Origin of the sequence: Streptococcus sp. HMSC063B03 (genome assembly GCF_001836965.1) — a bacterium.
Classification (GTDB): Bacteria; Bacillota; Bacilli; order Lactobacillales; family Streptococcaceae; genus Streptococcus; species Streptococcus pneumoniae_F.
In genome coordinates, this window is sequence record NZ_KV831053.1 from 11,069 (window position 1) to 25,281 (window position 14,213).

General features: G+C 40.3%; 21 protein-coding genes. 15 read left to right on the top strand and 6 right to left on the bottom strand.

Going from position 1 to position 14,213, the window contains the following annotated elements; translation table 11 throughout:
• The 4 genes from HMPREF2628_RS07460 to rpsD all read left to right on the top strand — a co-directional run.
• Positions 1-689, top strand: a 689-nt coding sequence (locus HMPREF2628_RS07460) for an SSURE domain-containing protein (RefSeq protein ID WP_070842789.1), incomplete at its 5' end; no start/stop codon positions are given.
• 123 nt (positions 690-812) lie between these two features.
• A complete protein-coding gene (locus HMPREF2628_RS07465; RefSeq protein WP_020902466.1) occupies positions 813-1,511 on the top strand; it encodes a response regulator transcription factor in 699 nt (232 codons plus the stop codon).
• The gene (locus HMPREF2628_RS07470; protein ID WP_070842790.1) at positions 1,508-2,560 is read left to right on the top strand and encodes a HAMP domain-containing sensor histidine kinase; all 1,053 of its coding nucleotides are present in this window, start codon (positions 1,508-1,510) and stop codon (positions 2,558-2,560) included. The genes HMPREF2628_RS07465 and HMPREF2628_RS07470 overlap by 4 nt, the downstream gene beginning before the upstream one ends.
• A 194-nt stretch (positions 2,561-2,754) precedes the next feature.
• The gene (gene rpsD / locus HMPREF2628_RS07475) at positions 2,755-3,366 is read left to right on the top strand and encodes a 30S ribosomal protein S4 (protein ID WP_000092756.1); all 612 of its coding nucleotides are present in this window, start codon (positions 2,755-2,757) and stop codon (positions 3,364-3,366) included.
• A 250-nt stretch (positions 3,367-3,616) separates the two neighbouring features.
• Here the strand turns inward: rpsD and HMPREF2628_RS07480 are convergent, their stop codons facing one another.
• From HMPREF2628_RS07480 to HMPREF2628_RS07500, 5 genes are all read right to left on the bottom strand, one after another.
• Entirely contained in the window at positions 3,617-4,180 is a 564-nt protein-coding gene (locus HMPREF2628_RS07480) for a hypothetical protein (RefSeq protein ID WP_070842791.1), read from the bottom strand.
• A gap of 138 nt (positions 4,181-4,318) precedes the next feature.
• The gene (gene rpmG, locus HMPREF2628_RS07485; protein WP_001265622.1) at positions 4,319-4,468 is read right to left on the bottom strand and encodes a 50S ribosomal protein L33; all 150 of its coding nucleotides are present in this window, start codon (positions 4,466-4,468) and stop codon (positions 4,319-4,321) included.
• Between the two features lie 15 nt (positions 4,469-4,483).
• Positions 4,484-4,666: a 50S ribosomal protein L32 gene (gene rpmF / locus HMPREF2628_RS07490; protein WP_000290417.1), complete on the bottom strand. Its 183-nt coding sequence runs from the start codon at positions 4,664-4,666 to the stop codon at positions 4,484-4,486.
• A 151-nt stretch (positions 4,667-4,817) separates the two neighbouring features.
• Positions 4,818-5,018, bottom strand: coding sequence for a type II toxin-antitoxin system antitoxin (locus tag HMPREF2628_RS07495; RefSeq protein ID WP_000796544.1), 201 nt, complete (start codon positions 5,016-5,018; stop codon positions 4,818-4,820).
• Between the two features lie 2 nt (positions 5,019-5,020).
• Complete coding sequence (locus HMPREF2628_RS07500; protein WP_070842792.1) at positions 5,021-6,028, bottom strand: SPFH domain-containing protein; 1,008 nt, start codon at positions 6,026-6,028, stop codon at positions 5,021-5,023.
• 184 nt (positions 6,029-6,212) lie between these two features.
• On the opposite strand from HMPREF2628_RS07500, the gene ilvD reads away from it, so the two are divergent.
• Positions 6,213-7,916: a dihydroxy-acid dehydratase gene (gene ilvD / locus HMPREF2628_RS07505; protein WP_070842793.1), complete on the top strand. Its 1,704-nt coding sequence runs from the start codon at positions 6,213-6,215 to the stop codon at positions 7,914-7,916.
• A gap of 212 nt (positions 7,917-8,128) precedes the next feature.
• Here ilvD and HMPREF2628_RS07515 read toward each other — a convergent pair whose 3' ends face one another.
• Positions 8,129-8,470 carry a metal-sulfur cluster assembly factor gene (locus HMPREF2628_RS07515; RefSeq protein WP_070842794.1) on the bottom strand — a complete coding sequence of 114 codons (342 nt, stop codon included), beginning with the start codon at positions 8,468-8,470 and terminating at the stop codon, positions 8,129-8,131.
• A gap of 167 nt (positions 8,471-8,637) precedes the next feature.
• Here HMPREF2628_RS07515 and hisS point away from each other — a divergent pair, with 167 nt between their 5' ends.
• Genes hisS through HMPREF2628_RS07565 form a run of 10 tightly spaced genes read left to right on the top strand, consistent with a single transcriptional unit; the run spans position 8,638 to position 14,138 of the window.
• Entirely contained in the window at positions 8,638-9,918 is a 1,281-nt protein-coding gene (gene hisS, locus HMPREF2628_RS07520) for a histidine--tRNA ligase (RefSeq protein ID WP_070842795.1), read from the top strand.
• A complete protein-coding gene (locus tag HMPREF2628_RS07525) occupies positions 9,918-10,382 on the top strand; it encodes a hypothetical protein (protein ID WP_070842796.1) in 465 nt (154 codons plus the stop codon). Before hisS ends, HMPREF2628_RS07525 begins: the two co-directional genes overlap by 1 nt.
• Before the next feature lie 9 nt (positions 10,383-10,391).
• Positions 10,392-10,598: a helix-turn-helix transcriptional regulator gene (locus tag HMPREF2628_RS07530; protein ID WP_001176231.1), complete on the top strand. Its 207-nt coding sequence runs from the start codon at positions 10,392-10,394 to the stop codon at positions 10,596-10,598.
• The gene (locus HMPREF2628_RS07535; protein ID WP_070842797.1) at positions 10,598-10,786 is read left to right on the top strand and encodes a hypothetical protein; all 189 of its coding nucleotides are present in this window, start codon (positions 10,598-10,600) and stop codon (positions 10,784-10,786) included. Before HMPREF2628_RS07530 ends, HMPREF2628_RS07535 begins: the two co-directional genes overlap by 1 nt.
• Positions 10,773-10,970, top strand: coding sequence for a hypothetical protein (locus tag HMPREF2628_RS07540; RefSeq protein ID WP_033682914.1), 198 nt, complete (start codon positions 10,773-10,775; stop codon positions 10,968-10,970). Before HMPREF2628_RS07535 ends, HMPREF2628_RS07540 begins: the two co-directional genes overlap by 14 nt.
• A gap of 2 nt (positions 10,971-10,972) precedes the next feature.
• Entirely contained in the window at positions 10,973-11,713 is a 741-nt protein-coding gene (locus HMPREF2628_RS07545) for a DUF3169 family protein (protein ID WP_049513535.1), read from the top strand.
• 10 nt (positions 11,714-11,723) lie between these two features.
• Complete coding sequence (locus HMPREF2628_RS07550) at positions 11,724-12,548, top strand: ABC transporter ATP-binding protein (RefSeq protein ID WP_070842798.1); 825 nt, start codon at positions 11,724-11,726, stop codon at positions 12,546-12,548.
• Complete coding sequence (locus HMPREF2628_RS07555; RefSeq protein ID WP_070842799.1) at positions 12,541-13,239, top strand: ABC transporter permease; 699 nt, start codon at positions 12,541-12,543, stop codon at positions 13,237-13,239. The genes HMPREF2628_RS07550 and HMPREF2628_RS07555 overlap by 8 nt, the downstream gene beginning before the upstream one ends.
• Positions 13,240-13,248: 9 nt before the next feature.
• The gene (locus tag HMPREF2628_RS07560; RefSeq protein WP_070842800.1) at positions 13,249-13,890 is read left to right on the top strand and encodes a CPBP family intramembrane glutamic endopeptidase; all 642 of its coding nucleotides are present in this window, start codon (positions 13,249-13,251) and stop codon (positions 13,888-13,890) included.
• A 17-nt stretch (positions 13,891-13,907) separates the two neighbouring features.
• Complete coding sequence (locus tag HMPREF2628_RS07565; RefSeq protein ID WP_000832184.1) at positions 13,908-14,138, top strand: hypothetical protein; 231 nt, start codon at positions 13,908-13,910, stop codon at positions 14,136-14,138.
• Positions 14,139-14,213: the final 75 nt, after the last annotated feature.

Here is a 14,213-nt window from a genome sequence, read left to right on the forward strand (position 1 = left end):
ATAAAGCCAATTTCCCAGGCCCATTCACAGCCGGCGTCAATCAAGTCATTCCATATGAATTCTTCGCTGGTGACGGTATGTTGACTCGCCTTATCTTGAAAGCATCCGACAAGGCTCCATGGTCAGACAATGGTTCAGCAAAAAATCCTGCCCTTCCACCAGTAGAAAAATTGGGCAAAGGCCTCTATTTCTACGAAGTGGATTTGGCAGGTACCCAAGGTAAATCAGATAAAGAGCTTCTAGACCTCTTGAAACAAAATGGTACACAAAGTTATAAAGCCACTATCAAGGTATACGGTGCCAAAGACGGCAAGGCGGATTTGACTAATCTTGTAGCGACTAAAGAATTGACAGTGAACTTGAATGGGTATAAGTCCCTCAATGATATGAAATCTAAAATGCCAGCTGCTAGCCAGGATAAGATGATGCCTAACAAAGAGCAGGACAAAACCATGAATGCTAGCCAGCCTATGGTAACCTCAAGTAAAATGTCTGATGAAGGCAAGATGGCATCTAATAACAAGGTATCAAGTCCGATGATGGCTGCCCAAATGAAAGACCAAAAAGACATGCTTCCATATACTGGTGAAGCCCAAACATCAATGGCTACTCTTGGATTCTTTGGATTAGCTTTGGCCGGACTGTTAGGTGGACTCGGTTTGAAAGCTAAAAAAGAGGAAAATGACTAGTCTAGCTACAGACTTTCTATCTAGGATTTGAAAAATCCAGATATCGATTAGAATGTTCGTAAAGAGATAAAAATAGTGTTATACTATTGTGGTATAGCACTGTTTTTTTCAAAGGAGAGACAGATGGGAAAGACAATTTTACTCGTTGACGACGAGGTAGAAATCACAGATATTCATCAACGCTATCTGGTTCAAGCAGGGTATCAGGTTTTGGTGGCTCATGATGGAGTAGAGGCCTTAGAAATCTTCAAGCGAAAAGCGATTGATTTGATTATTACAGATATCATGATGCCTCGGATGGATGGTTATGATTTGATTAGTGAGGTCCAGTATCAATCTCCAGATCAGCCTTTTCTCTTTATCACAGCTAAGACTAGCGAGCAGGACAAGATTTATGGCCTGAGCTTAGGGGCAGATGACTTTATTGCCAAGCCTTTTAGCCCTCGGGAGCTGGTTTTGCGTGTCCACAATATCTTGCGTCGCCTTCATCGTGGAGGTGAGTCAGAAGTCGTCAGTCTCGGGGATTTACGGATGAATCACGGTAGCCATGAGGTCCAAGTCGGAGATGTGGCGCTTGATTTGACAGTCAAATCCTTCGAACTTCTATGGCTTCTAGCCAGTAATCCAGAGCGCGTTTTCTCTAAAACAGACCTCTATGAAAAGGTCTGGCAAGAAGACTATGTGGATGATACCAATACCTTGAATGTTCATATTCATGCTCTGCGACAGGAGTTGGCTAAACATGCTAGTGCAGAAACACCGACCATCAAAACCGTCTGGGGCTTGGGCTACAAAATTGAGAAAGCACGAGGTAGTCAATGAAATTAAAAAGTTATATTTTAGTGGGGTATATCATTTCAACACTCCTAACGATTATCGTGGTTTTTTGGGCTGTTCAAAAAATGCTGATTGAGAAAAGCGAGATTTACTTTCTGCTTGGAATGACCATCGTTGCCAGCCTTGTCGGTGCTGGGATTAGTCTCTTTCTCCTGTCGCCGGTATTTACTTCATTGGGCAAACTTAAGGAACATGCCAAGCGGGTAGCGGATAAGGATTTTCCTTCAAATCTGGAGGTTCAAGGACCTGTAGAATTTCAGCAATTAGGCCAAGCTTTCAATGAAATGTCCCATGATTTGCAAGCGACATTTGATTCCTTGGAAGAAAGCGAGCGAGAAAAGGGCTTGATGATTGCCCAGCTATCGCATGATATCAAGACCCCCATCACTTCGATCCAAGCAACGGTAGAAGGGATTTTGGATGGGGTTATCAAGGAAGGAGAACAGGACCATTATCTAGCAACCATTGGGCGCCAGACAGAAAGACTCAATAAACTGGTTGAGGAATTGAATTTCTTGACCCTAAACACATCTAAAAATCAGGTGGAAACGACCAGCAAAGACAGCATTTTTCTGGACCAGCTTTTGATTGAGTGTATGAGTGAATTTCAGTTCTTGATTGAACAGGAGGAGCGAGATGTTCATTTGCAGGTAATTCCAGAGTCTGCTCGGATTGAGGGAGATTATGCCAAGCTTTCTCGCATCTTGGTGAATCTGGTCAATAACGCTTTTAAATACTCAGCCCCAGGAACCAAGCTGGAGGTGGTAGCTAAGCTGGAGAAGAACCAGTTTTCAATCAGTGTGACCGATGAAGGACAGGGGATTGCCCCAGAGGATTTGGAGAATATTTTCAAACGCCTTTATCGTGTTGAAACTTCGCGTAACATGAAAACAGGTGGTCATGGCTTGGGTCTTGCGATTGCGCGTGAATTGGCCCATCAATTGGGTGGGGAAATCACAGTCAGCAGTCAGTACGGCCTAGGAAGTACCTTTACCCTCCTTCTTAACCTCTCTGGCAATGAAAATAAAGCTTAAAACCCCTTTACAAATCTAGCCATTCATGGTAAAATGGATTTTGTGTGAAATATCAGCAGGAAAGCATGAAGCTCGTCAACAGGTGTCTTATGATAAGTAACCTTGGCTGTTTAGGCGAAGGGCATCTGCACGAATCAGGGCTTTCTAAGTGACTATTTCCACCGAAATATTATTTATATCAGGAGGACATTCACATGTCACGTTATACAGGACCATCTTGGAAACAAGCTCGTCGCCTTGGCCTTTCACTTACAGGTACAGGTAAAGAATTGGCACGTCGTAACTACGTACCAGGACAACACGGACCAAACAACCGTTCAAAATTGTCAGAATACGGTTTGCAATTGGCTGAAAAACAAAAACTTCGTTTCACTTACGGTGTAGGTGAAAAACAATTCCGTAACTTGTTCGTACAAGCTACAAAAATCAAAGGTGGAATCCTAGGTTTCAACTTCATGCTTCTTTTGGAACGTCGTTTGGATAACGTTGTTTACCGTCTTGGTCTTGCGACTACTCGTCGTCAAGCTCGTCAATTCGTAAACCACGGTCACATCCTTGTTGACGGAAAACGCGTTGATATCCCATCATACCGCGTAACTCCAGGTCAAGTGATCTCAGTTCGTGAGAAATCATTGAAAGTTCCAGCTATCCTTGAAGCAGTGGAAGCTACTCTTGGACGTCCAGCATTTGTATCATTCGACGCTGAAAAATTGGAAGGTTCATTGACTCGCTTGCCAGAACGCGACGAAATCAACCCAGAAATCAACGAAGCACTTGTCGTTGAATTCTACAACAAGATGTTGTAATATTTTATTGAATAAGATAGGCTGTAAAGCCTTGAAACTAAGCACTTTAGGCCTCTATCCTAGAGTGCTTTTTTGATTTCTCTTAGTATCCAGCTATCATCATCTATAAGCAATTAGACCGATATAGTTCAAAGTGATATAATAGTCTAAAGGAGGTACTACCATGAATGTTTTAGAAAAAAGCTCTTCATCAACTTACTACAGTTGACAAAGAGCCATTTTTTATTGATAACTTCAATAAAAGTCATCTTTAAAAATTTAAAAGTTTATTTCTTTCTTCAATATCATTTTTAATACGTTCTTCAAGCACCTTGGGATCAACATAGATCACATTCCCAATCATTTTTGCAGGAATGTTCATAGATAGTACCTGGAAAGAATATTTTTTAACAAGTGGTTCAAGTTTTGAGCCGTTTATATTATTGTTAATGGCAGGGAAAATGATATCTTCCCATGAAAATGTGTAGTTATAGATTGTTTTGTTAAATCCAAGCTCTCTGACTTTAACTATATCATGTATGCGAATCAGTTTTACCAGTATATTAACACCGTCAATATTCTTAGCTTTATAATTTTCACGTAAGTTTTTAAAAGAAGCATAGTTCTTGAAGGTAAGATAAGCCAGTAGAATAATTAAGATTAAAGGGATAATACCTTTAGACGTTAGCAAATCACTTATAGCTGTCAACTTAAAACTAAGTATGTAGTTGATAATAACTGCGTAAAAAATAGCTAGTAGTGGCAATTTTACAAATAAAAAAGATTTGTATTTTATGGAAGTAATGGTATTGCTTTCTTTAAATTTTATTTTCATTAATGTTTCTCCTTAAATAGTATCAGTTGAAAGAATATAGAGAAAGACTATGTAATGTTAGTTTTATAATAAAACACCCTATCAGCTAGATATTTTTGTCTAACTAATAGGGTGTAAGTCATGAAACGGAATGACCTATTACTTAACCTCTGTAAACACAACGTGTTTGCGAAGTTTTGGTGAGTATTTCTTCAATTGAAGACGGTCTGGAGTGTTACGTTTGTTTTTAGAAGTAAGGTACAAGCGTTCACCAGATTCTTTGTGTTCAAGTGTAATATTTACGCGCATGGTATCTCCCTTCTATTATTCAGCTGATGCAGCTTTAGCGATTTTACGTCCTTTGTAGTATCCTTTAAGTGATACACGGTGAGAACGTGAGTAATCTCCAGTAGTTTCGTCAAAGTTTACAGATGGAGCTGTTACTTTGTAGTGTGTACGACGTTTGTTTTTCTTCGCTTTTGAAGTGCGACGTGCAGGTACTGCCATTTTGATTTCTCCTTTAGGTATTTATATTCGATTCAATCTACTGATTTTCATCAACCATATTAGAATAACACATTTTTTTTGTAAAGTAAAGTTACTTGACAAAAAAAGATGAAAAAATTCTCCTGTCAGTCCTAGCAGACAGGAGAAGGTGTTAAATATCAATCTCAAATGGTTCGTCAATGGTTTCTGATACGTATTTTCCGTCTTTCTTCCGTTGTTTGACACATTCTGTGAGGAGATATTCGATTTGCCCATTGACTGAACGAAAGTCATCTTCTGCCCATGATGCGAGTGCAGCGTATAACTTTGTTGAGAGTCGAAGGGGGATCTGCTTCTTTTTAGCTTCAGCCATCTTTAGTAAAGACTTCCTGTGTTGACAATTGGTTGTGCATCATGATTGCCACAGAGTACGACAAGGAGATTTGAAACCATGGCAGCTTTTCGTTCTTCGTCAAGCTCTACCAATTCCCCTTCATTGAGTCGTTCTAGTGCCATTTCAACCATTCCTACAGCACCATCCACAATCATCTTACGGGCATCAATAATGGCAGATGCTTGTTGGCGTTGAAGCATGACAGCAGCAATTTCTGGAGCGTAAGCTAGGTAAGTAATACGTGCTTCAAGGATTTCCAAGCCAGCATCCTCAACACGACTTTGGATTTCCTCACGAATACGGTTAGCTACAATCTCACTAGAACCACGGAGACTACCTTCATCTGCTTGCCCGTCACCTGTAGTATCCACATTAGGAGAGACATCGTAAGGATAGATGCGGACAATATTTCGGAGGGCGCTATCACATTGCAATGAAAGATATTCTTTGTAGTTGTCCACATTGAAGACTGCTTTGGCTGTATCAACAACTCTCCAAGTTACCGCGATCCCGATTTCTACGGGATTTCCTAGACAATCATTGATTTTTTGGCGAGAATTGCTCAAGGTCATAACCTTGAGGGAAATCTGTTTTTTGCCAATTTCAATGTTTACATCATTGCCATTTGATGATTTCATTCCTGACAAAGGAGATTTTGTGCTAACATCACCACTTTGTCCCAGTCTAGTGTGATTTGCAGGGTTGACTGCTACGCTGAAGGGATTAACAAAGTAAAAACCAGGTTCTTTGATGGTACCTGTATAGTTACCAAAAAGGGTCAAAACCAGAGCTTCCTGAGGTTTGACAACTTTTAAACCAGCATGAGCTAGGCCTGCAATTAAGCTTAATAAAAGTCCGATAATAATTCCAAAAATGTTTTCCGAACTAACACCCATTATAAATATAAAGATACCGAGTACGAGCGCCAATTCAATGAGAATCAATGCGAATACACCATTTGGTTTTGAATTGATTAGTTTTTCAGTCATAAGAATGACCTCCTATTATTTGATATCTAAATGATATCACTTTAATTTATAAAGTCAAGAAATAAATGTAACATTTTTAAAGAAAATATTTCTGTATAGAATTTTCTGAAAATTCAAGAATTTTCTTCTGTTCATTGCTTTTAAAATGTGCTATAATAGTAAAAACTGAAATGGGAGGGAATAAATGACTGAATTAGATAAACGTCACCGCAGTAGCATTTATGATAGTATGGTAAAATCACCAAACCGTGCCATGCTTCGTGCGACTGGTATGACAGATAAGGACTTTGAAACACCGATTGTTGGGGTAATTTCGACTTGGGCGGAAAATACACCATGTAACATCCACTTGCATGATTTTGGGAAATTAGCCAAAGAAGGTGTCAAATCGGCAGGTGCTTGGCCTGTGCAGTTTGGGACTATCACTGTAGCGGATGGGATTGCCATGGGAACGCCTGGTATGCGTTTCTCTTTGACATCTCGTGATATTATTGCGGACTCAATCGAGGCAGCTATGGGTGGTCACAATGTGGATGCCTTTGTTGCTATCGGTGGCTGTGACAAGAACATGCCGGGTTCTATGATTGCCATTGCCAACATGGATATTCCAGCTATTTTCGCCTATGGTGGAACTATTGCACCGGGAAATCTTGATGGCAAAGACATTGACTTGGTTTCTGTATTTGAAGGTATCGGAAAATGGAACCACGGTGACATGACGGCTGAGGACGTGAAACGTCTCGAATGTAATGCCTGCCCTGGCCCTGGTGGCTGTGGTGGTATGTACACTGCTAATACCATGGCGACAGCTATCGAAGTTCTCGGTATGAGTTTACCAGGGTCTTCATCTCACCCAGCTGAATCAGCTGACAAGAAAGAAGACATCGAAGCAGCAGGACGTGCTGTTGTTAAGATGTTGGAGCTCGGTCTCAAGCCATCAGATATCTTGACTCGTGAAGCCTTTGAAGATGCTATCACTGTAACTATGGCTCTCGGTGGTTCTACAAATGCCACTCTTCACTTGCTTGCCATTGCCCATGCTGCCAACGTTGACTTGTCACTTGAGGACTTCAATATGATCCAAGAACGTGTGCCTCACTTGGCTGACTTGAAACCATCTGGTCAGTATGTCTTCCAAGATCTCTACGAAGTCGGTGGTGTGCCTGCGGTTATGAGATATCTCTTGGCAAATGGTTTCCTTCATGGAGACCGCATTACATGTACTGGTAAGACTGTAGCTGAAAACTTGGCTGACTTTGCAGACCTTACACCAGGTCAAAAAGTTATCATGCCCCTTGAAAATCCAAAACGCGCGGACGGTCCGCTTATCATCTTGAACGGGAATCTTGCTCCTGACGGTGCAGTTGCCAAGGTATCAGGTGTTAAAGTTCGTCGTCACGTTGGACCAGCTAAGGTCTTTGACTCAGAAGAAGATGCGATTCAGGCCGTTCTGACAGATGAAATCGTTGATGGCGATGTAGTCGTTGTTCGTTTCGTTGGACCTAAAGGTGGTCCTGGTATGCCTGAGATGCTGTCACTTTCATCCATGATCGTTGGTAAAGGTCAGGGAGATAAGGTGGCCCTCTTGACGGACGGCCGTTTCTCTGGTGGTACTTATGGTCTGGTTGTTGGACATATCGCTCCTGAAGCTCAAGATGGTGGACCAATCGCTTACCTTCGTACAGGTGATATCGTTACGGTTGACCAAGATACCAAAGAAATTTCTATGGCCGTATCCGAAGAAGAACTTGAAAAACGCAAGGCAGAAACAACCTTGCCACCACTATACAGCCGTGGTGTCCTCGGTAAATACGCCCACATCGTATCATCTGCTTCACGCGGAGCCGTGACAGACTTCTGGAATATGGACAAGTCAGGTAAAAAATAAACTCTTACTCTTCGAAAATCTCTTCAAACCACGTCAACGTCGCCTTGCCGTAGGTATGGTTACTGACTTCGTCAGTCTTATCTACAACCTCAAAACAGTGTTTTGAGCAACCTGCGGCTAGTTTCCTAGTTTGCTCTTTGATTTTCATTGAGTATCAAAAAGCAAGCCAACTTCGGCTTGCTTTTTTTCATCTTTAAAAGTTATTGACCTGCTTAACGAGGTGGTAGTCCAAGGGCAATGCGGCCGTAGCGACTGATTCGTGTGATTTTCCAAGCAGGTGACCAGGTGACTTCAACTTTGACATCTTGGATACCCTCGATTTGTTTCAGACCTGCCACGATTTCGATAGGCAAACTTTCTGCGCAATCGCAGGCTGTATCGGTGAAGGTCATGACAATCTTGCAGAGACCTGTTTCATCCAGATTGATTTCATAAATCAACCCTAGATTGTAAACATCCAATTCCACATCTGTATCAAAAACCTTCTCTAGCTTTTCGATAATTTGGTCTTGCAAGGCCAAAGCACGGTCATTGATTTTGATATCGTCTCTCATTACAGTCCCTCCACGTGATAAATATCCTCTATTTTCTCATAATTCTGACAATTTGGCAAGTTTTTGATGAATTTTCTGAAAAGACTCTCTTGAGATTTTCTTCTCTCACTGTTTTAATCCCTCTATTTATGGTAAAATAAGACTATTAAGTTTAAAGAGGATTCCCTATGAAATTACAAAAACCAAAAGGAACGCAGGATATTTTACCTGCTGAATCTGCCAAATGGCAGTACGTTGAGGGCTTTGCCCGTGAGATTTTCAAGCGCTATAACTACGCAGAAGTGCGCACGCCTATTTTTGAGCATTATGAGGTTATCAGTCGCTCTGTTGGAGATACAACCGATATCGTAACCAAGGAAATGTATGATTTCTATGACAAGGGTGATCGCCATATTACCCTCCGTCCAGAAGGAACAGCGCCCGTTGTCCGTTCCTATGTGGAAAATAAACTCTTTGCCCCAGAAGTGCAAAAGCCAAGCAAGTTCTACTACATGGGCCCTATGTTCCGTTATGAGCGTCCACAGGCAGGGCGTTTGCGCCAGTTCCACCAGATTGGTGTTGAGTGTTTTGGCTCTAGCAATCCAGCTACCGATGTGGAAACCATCGCTATGGCAGCCCATTTCTTGAAAGAAATCGGTATTCAAGGTGTCAAATTACATCTTAACACTCTTGGAAATCCTGAGAGCCGTGCGGCCTACCGTCAAGCCTTAATTGACTATTTGACACCGCTCAAGGAGACCTTGTCTAAGGATAGCCAACGTCGTTTGGAGGAAAATCCTCTCCGTGTCTTGGACTCTAAGGAAAAAGAAGACAAGGTGGCAGTGGAGAATGCGCCGTCTATCTTGGACTTCCTTGATGAAGAAAGCCAAGCTCATTTTGATGCTATGCGTCAGATGTTGGAAAATCTTGGAGTAGACTATATCATCGATACCAATATGGTGCGTGGTTTGGACTACTACAACCACACCATTTTCGAGTTTATCACTGAGATTGAGGGCAATGACTTGACAGTCTGTGCGGGTGGTCGTTACGATGGCTTGGTTGCTTACTTTGGAGGCCCGGAAACTGCTGGATTTGGTTTTGGACTTGGTGTAGAGCGCCTGCTTCTCATTCTTGAGAAGCAAGGTGTTGCTCTTCCTATCGAAAACGCCCTAGATGTCTATATCGCAGTCTTGGGTCAAGGAGCAAATGTCAAGGCCTTGGAGTTGGTACAAGCTCTTCGCCAACAAGGTTTCAAAGCAGAGCGTGATTACCTTAACCGTAAACTAAAAGCTCAGTTCAAGTCAGCCGATGTCTTTGCGGCTAAGGCTCTCATCACTCTAGGCGAGAGCGAAGTCGAAAGCGGACAAGTGACGGTCAAGAACAACCAAACACGAGAAGAAGTGCAAGTATCACTTGAGGCTATCAGCCAAAACTTCTCAGAAATCTTTGAAAAACTAGGCTTTTAATAGTAGATAAACTGGTCAGGATTTTACTCCTGACCTTTTTCTTTTTCAAAATGACAAAAATCATAAACTTTTTGACAAATATACTTGTCAAAAAGAAAAAGATATGTTACAATAAATTCAAGTTAAGAGAAAAGGAGAAAGGAACGATTATGTGGGCATTAGGATTTGTACCTCTTGTGATTATGTATTATATCTACCATTCCCAAAAGGTCAAGAAACTGGAGAATAAAATCAAAAGAATTGAGCAAAAACAGAAAGGAAATAAAGAAATGTCAAGATTATTAAAAGAATTGATTGGGAAGAAACCAACAATCATTGGACAAGTGTTTGGAACAGACAACTGGGAAGTTGTGGATGTTGATGAGGAATGGGTCAAGCTACGCCGTGTTGATAAAAAGGGAAAAGAAAAATTCAAACTACAACGCATTGAGGATATCCAAACCGTTGAATTTGACGGAGAGTAGGTGTGTAACATGCAACTAAAAAATCGTCTAAAAGAGCTTCGGGCTCGCGATGGTCTCAATCAAACCGACCTAGCTAAGCTAGCAGGGGTTTCCAGACAGACCGTTAGTCTACTAGAACGGGACGAATACACCCCGTCCATTATCATTGCCCTGAAAATATCTCAAATTTTCAACGAAACAGTCGAATCAGTATTTCGCTTGGAGGAGGACGAGTGATGAACAAGTATAAAGTGATTTATTACATGAGTGTTCTTGCCCTCATTGTGAATACTTTCGCTATGATTGGAACATTACTGGGGTGGTTCTATTTTGTTGAAAGTAAGTATTTATTTTGGGTTAACTTAGTCCTCTTGTCCATTTTCAACTGGTTGAAGAAGAAGGAGAAAAATGATGAACAAGTATAAAGTGATTTATTATGTAGTTGCCATAGCTTTATTAGTCAGCGTGTGTCTACTAATTGGAACAAATCTAGGATGGTTTGATCTCTATTACAGTGACCAATTTATTTGGGCCTACTTTGCCCTCATCCCAGTCGTTGACTGGATTGAAAAGAAAGCAAACAATTTAGCGAGTGAAAAAGGAGAATGAATATGAAAAAGAATAAGAAAGGTGTCTTGTTATTTTTAATGTCTGTTGTCTTTGGAGGCTTCTTGGGCATGTTTGTAGGGATGTTTAAGGCACGTGCCGAATCCTACGAAGTTATTTTAGATGTAAAAGTCTTGATACCTTGGATATCAGCTATTTGTTTAGTATTAGGTTTCATTAGTCTTTTTTTGACTTTCAATTTCTTAAAGAAAAGCAGAAAATTTCATTCCTTGTATCAAGAGGAAATGGATGATGATCTGAATGAAAGCTATTATGTGCAAATGTATCGGAATCTTGAGTTTGGAAGTATTGCTTTTAATAGTGCAAGTGTAGTGATTTTATTGGCTCTCTTCATTTCAGCAAGTGAAGTGGTTATACTAAATAGAAGCAATCTAACCTTATCTCTTTCTTTTTTGGGATTAGTGTTGACTTTTAATGCTCAAAAATATTTTTATAAAACCATTGCGATTGTTCGCCAGTTTGATATGGTATTTTTCTCTATGCCAAAGGATATCTTAGGTTATGTCAATTCTTGCGATGAAGGGGAGCGCCAGGCTAATTTGGAACAGAGTTTTCGGATTTTATTCCAATTACATCAGTATGTCTTGCCAGCTTTGTACTTTCTGATTGCTCTCTTTTCTTTACTGACAGGAGAGATTCAGTTACTAGCCTTCTTGTTTGTCGGAGCAATCCATATTTATATCAATGTGATGCAGTTACCTATGGTGAAACGTTATTTCAAATAAAGGAGTTTCTATGATTCGTGTTGAAAATGTAAGCAAAAGTTTTGGGAGCAAAAAAGCTCTTCATCAGATTTCTTTTGAGATTAAGGAAGGTGAAATCTTTGGTTTTCTTGGCCCTTCTGGTTCAGGTAAAACAACCATGATCAATGTCTTGACAGGTCAGTTGGCTGCAGATCAAGGTAAAACAGTTTTGTTAGGCAAGAACTCTCAAGATTTAACCTCAAATGATTTGGAACAAATTGGTATTGTTAGTGATGGCAGTGGCTTTTATGAAAAGATGAGTCTTTACAAAAATCTGCTCATTTACGCTAAGTTATATGGTCTCAAGTCAGATAGAGTAAATCAGGTGCTCCAACAGGTTGGATTGGCAGATGCTAAAGACATCATCGCAGAAAAACTATCTACAGGGATGAAACAACGAATGTTCTTGGCTCGTGCCCTTCTGAATGCTCCTAAGATTCTCTTCCTAGATGAGCCAACTAGTGGCTTAGACCCTACAACATCTAAGATGATTCATATCCTACTTCAAGAATTAAAGCAGGCGGGGACAACTATCTTTCTGACCACGCATGATATGAATGAAGCAACTCTGCTTTGTGATCGCTTATCTCTTTTGAATAAGGGGAACTTAATAGAGTATGGAAGTCCGCAAGATATTATCCAGAAGTACCATGTGGATAAGAAAGTACGTGTGGTTTATAACGATGGACGAGAACAGATAGTTCCATTTGAAGAATTGCCACATTTAGACACGACAGATTTGATGGTGGTTCACTCTTGTGAGCCAACACTAGAAGAAATCTTTATCAGATTAACAGGAGAAAAGTTAGATGTTTAGAAAATTAAATGCCCTACTATGGTTAAGAGTGCAAGTCCTTATTAGCAATTCAAGTTTGTTAGCAACTTTATTGATGCCTTTTGGTATTGCTGTTCTATATAATGAATTCATGAATAAGAATGGAGAATTGAGTATGTTGCTCCTCTCTACGAGTTTGACCATGGTCTTGAGTATGGGAAGTGGTTATATGGTATCGATTATGATGGCAGAAGATAAGGAAAAACGAAATCTTAAATCACTCATCCTAAGTGGTGTGACAGCAACAGAATATACTTTCAGTATGCTTGTTCTCCCTATTCTGATAATGTTACTTGCTATGATTGTACTTCCCATCTATCTTAAAGTAGATCTATCTGGTTATTTATTTGCCTACGTTATCTATTTGCTCCTAGCAACGATTAGTATTATTTTTATCAACCTTCTAATCGGTGCGGTGTCAGATACTCAATCTAAAGCGCAAGTCTATAGTATCTTCCCTATGTTAATTGTCTCTTTTTTACCTATAATTGCTCTTCAAAATGATACGGCTCAAAAAGTGTTGGATTACTCGTTCGTTGGTCCTATTGTAAATCTTTTAAATAAAAAAGGTGGAGAAATATCTTTTTCTAACATCGGTATGTTACTTGCCTGGGTACTTGTATTAGGAATAGCAAACCTCATTGTATTGAAAAACAGCTATAAAGCAAGATAGGAGAACTTTATGAAACTACTTAAAAACCTTGGCTGGTTTCTTCTAGCCATTCTATCCTTTTTATTCATCTATGGCTTCATTCAGGTGCTCGCGACTACGTCGCTTGCCTTAGGTGCTTCACCCTATGCTGTTACCCTACTCTATGTAGCCTTGGCTGGAGTTTATGTGTACGGCGTTTACAAATGGTATCAGAAAGGTCCTGTTCGTATTGAGAAGAGTGGCTTCAACCGATTTATTTGGCTTCCTGCCTTGGTTTGGTTCTTATCTCTGGTTGTCCAATTTTTCTTGCCAAATGATCCTTCAGTAAATCAACAAATGGCGACAGACTTGACCTTGTCTCAACCACTTTTCTCATTCTTTGCTGTCGTTATTTTTGCTCCTTTGACGGAAGAGCTTATCTTTAGAGGGATGTTAGCACGCTATCTCTTTCCTAAGCAGGACAATAGTAAACAAACTCTGATTTTTCTTCTGGTATCCAGTGTTCTGTTTGCCTTGATTCATTTCCCAGGTGATGTGCAACAATTTTTTGTCTATTTTAGTCTTGGTTTTAGCTTGGGCTTGGCTTATATTAGCAAAAAAGGTCTGGTTTACAGTATTTCTCTCCACGCTTTGAATAATTTAGTCAGCTTTTTGATGATTCTCATGCTATAATAGAGTCAGGAGGTCACATGAAACGAGTAATTTTATTAGCAGTGATTCAAGCAGTCGTTCTATTTTTCATCATTGGAGCGCTAGCTTATGCTTTCAAGGGAGATTTCTTCTACAACTATCTAGCAGTTGTCTTTGCCCCTATTGCAGGTGTCTTGCGCTTTGGGACAGCTTACACAACGGAGATTGTCTTGCCTCGAAAGGCAGCTGAAATTGCTGAAAAACGTAAAGCAGGCAAAAATTCAAAATAAAAGAGTCCGGTGAACTTCATCGGATTTTTGTATGGGCGTCAATTTTTAGAGTCTTCACTTGATTTTTAAAGACTG

Excerpts from the sequence above, each read along its gene's own strand:
- HMPREF2628_RS07545 (WP_049513535.1), top strand. The coding sequence starts at position 10,973 with ATGAAAAAGAATAAGAAAGGTGTCTTGTTATTTTTAATGTCTGTTGTC.
- HMPREF2628_RS07535 (WP_070842797.1), top strand. The coding sequence starts at position 10,598 with ATGAACAAGTATAAAGTGATTTATTACATGAGTGTTCTTGCCCTCATT.
- hisS (WP_070842795.1), top strand. The coding sequence starts at position 8,638 with ATGAAATTACAAAAACCAAAAGGAACGCAGGATATTTTACCTGCTGAA.
- rpmF (WP_000290417.1), bottom strand. The coding sequence starts at position 4,666 with ATGGCAGTACCTGCACGTCGCACTTCAAAAGCGAAGAAAAACAAACGT.
- rpmG (WP_001265622.1), bottom strand. The coding sequence starts at position 4,468 with ATGCGCGTAAATATTACACTTGAACACAAAGAATCTGGTGAACGCTTG.
- HMPREF2628_RS07500 (WP_070842792.1), bottom strand. The coding sequence starts at position 6,028 with ATGACTGAAAAACTAATCAATTCAAAACCAAATGGTGTATTCGCATTG.
- HMPREF2628_RS07465 (WP_020902466.1), top strand. The coding sequence starts at position 813 with ATGGGAAAGACAATTTTACTCGTTGACGACGAGGTAGAAATCACAGAT.
- ilvD (WP_070842793.1), top strand. The coding sequence starts at position 6,213 with ATGACTGAATTAGATAAACGTCACCGCAGTAGCATTTATGATAGTATG.
- HMPREF2628_RS07470 (WP_070842790.1), top strand. The coding sequence starts at position 1,508 with ATGAAATTAAAAAGTTATATTTTAGTGGGGTATATCATTTCAACACTC.
- rpsD (WP_000092756.1), top strand. The coding sequence starts at position 2,755 with ATGTCACGTTATACAGGACCATCTTGGAAACAAGCTCGTCGCCTTGGC.
- HMPREF2628_RS07530 (WP_001176231.1), top strand. The coding sequence starts at position 10,392 with ATGCAACTAAAAAATCGTCTAAAAGAGCTTCGGGCTCGCGATGGTCTC.
- HMPREF2628_RS07555 (WP_070842799.1), top strand. The coding sequence starts at position 12,541 with ATGTTTAGAAAATTAAATGCCCTACTATGGTTAAGAGTGCAAGTCCTT.
- HMPREF2628_RS07495 (WP_000796544.1), bottom strand. The coding sequence starts at position 5,018 with ATGGCTGAAGCTAAAAAGAAGCAGATCCCCCTTCGACTCTCAACAAAG.
- HMPREF2628_RS07565 (WP_000832184.1), top strand. The coding sequence starts at position 13,908 with ATGAAACGAGTAATTTTATTAGCAGTGATTCAAGCAGTCGTTCTATTT.
- HMPREF2628_RS07515 (WP_070842794.1), bottom strand. The coding sequence starts at position 8,470 with ATGAGAGACGATATCAAAATCAATGACCGTGCTTTGGCCTTGCAAGAC.
- HMPREF2628_RS07480 (WP_070842791.1), bottom strand. The coding sequence starts at position 4,180 with ATGAAAATAAAATTTAAAGAAAGCAATACCATTACTTCCATAAAATAC.
- HMPREF2628_RS07550 (WP_070842798.1), top strand. The coding sequence starts at position 11,724 with ATGATTCGTGTTGAAAATGTAAGCAAAAGTTTTGGGAGCAAAAAAGCT.
- HMPREF2628_RS07560 (WP_070842800.1), top strand. The coding sequence starts at position 13,249 with ATGAAACTACTTAAAAACCTTGGCTGGTTTCTTCTAGCCATTCTATCC.
- HMPREF2628_RS07540 (WP_033682914.1), top strand. The coding sequence starts at position 10,773 with ATGAACAAGTATAAAGTGATTTATTATGTAGTTGCCATAGCTTTATTA.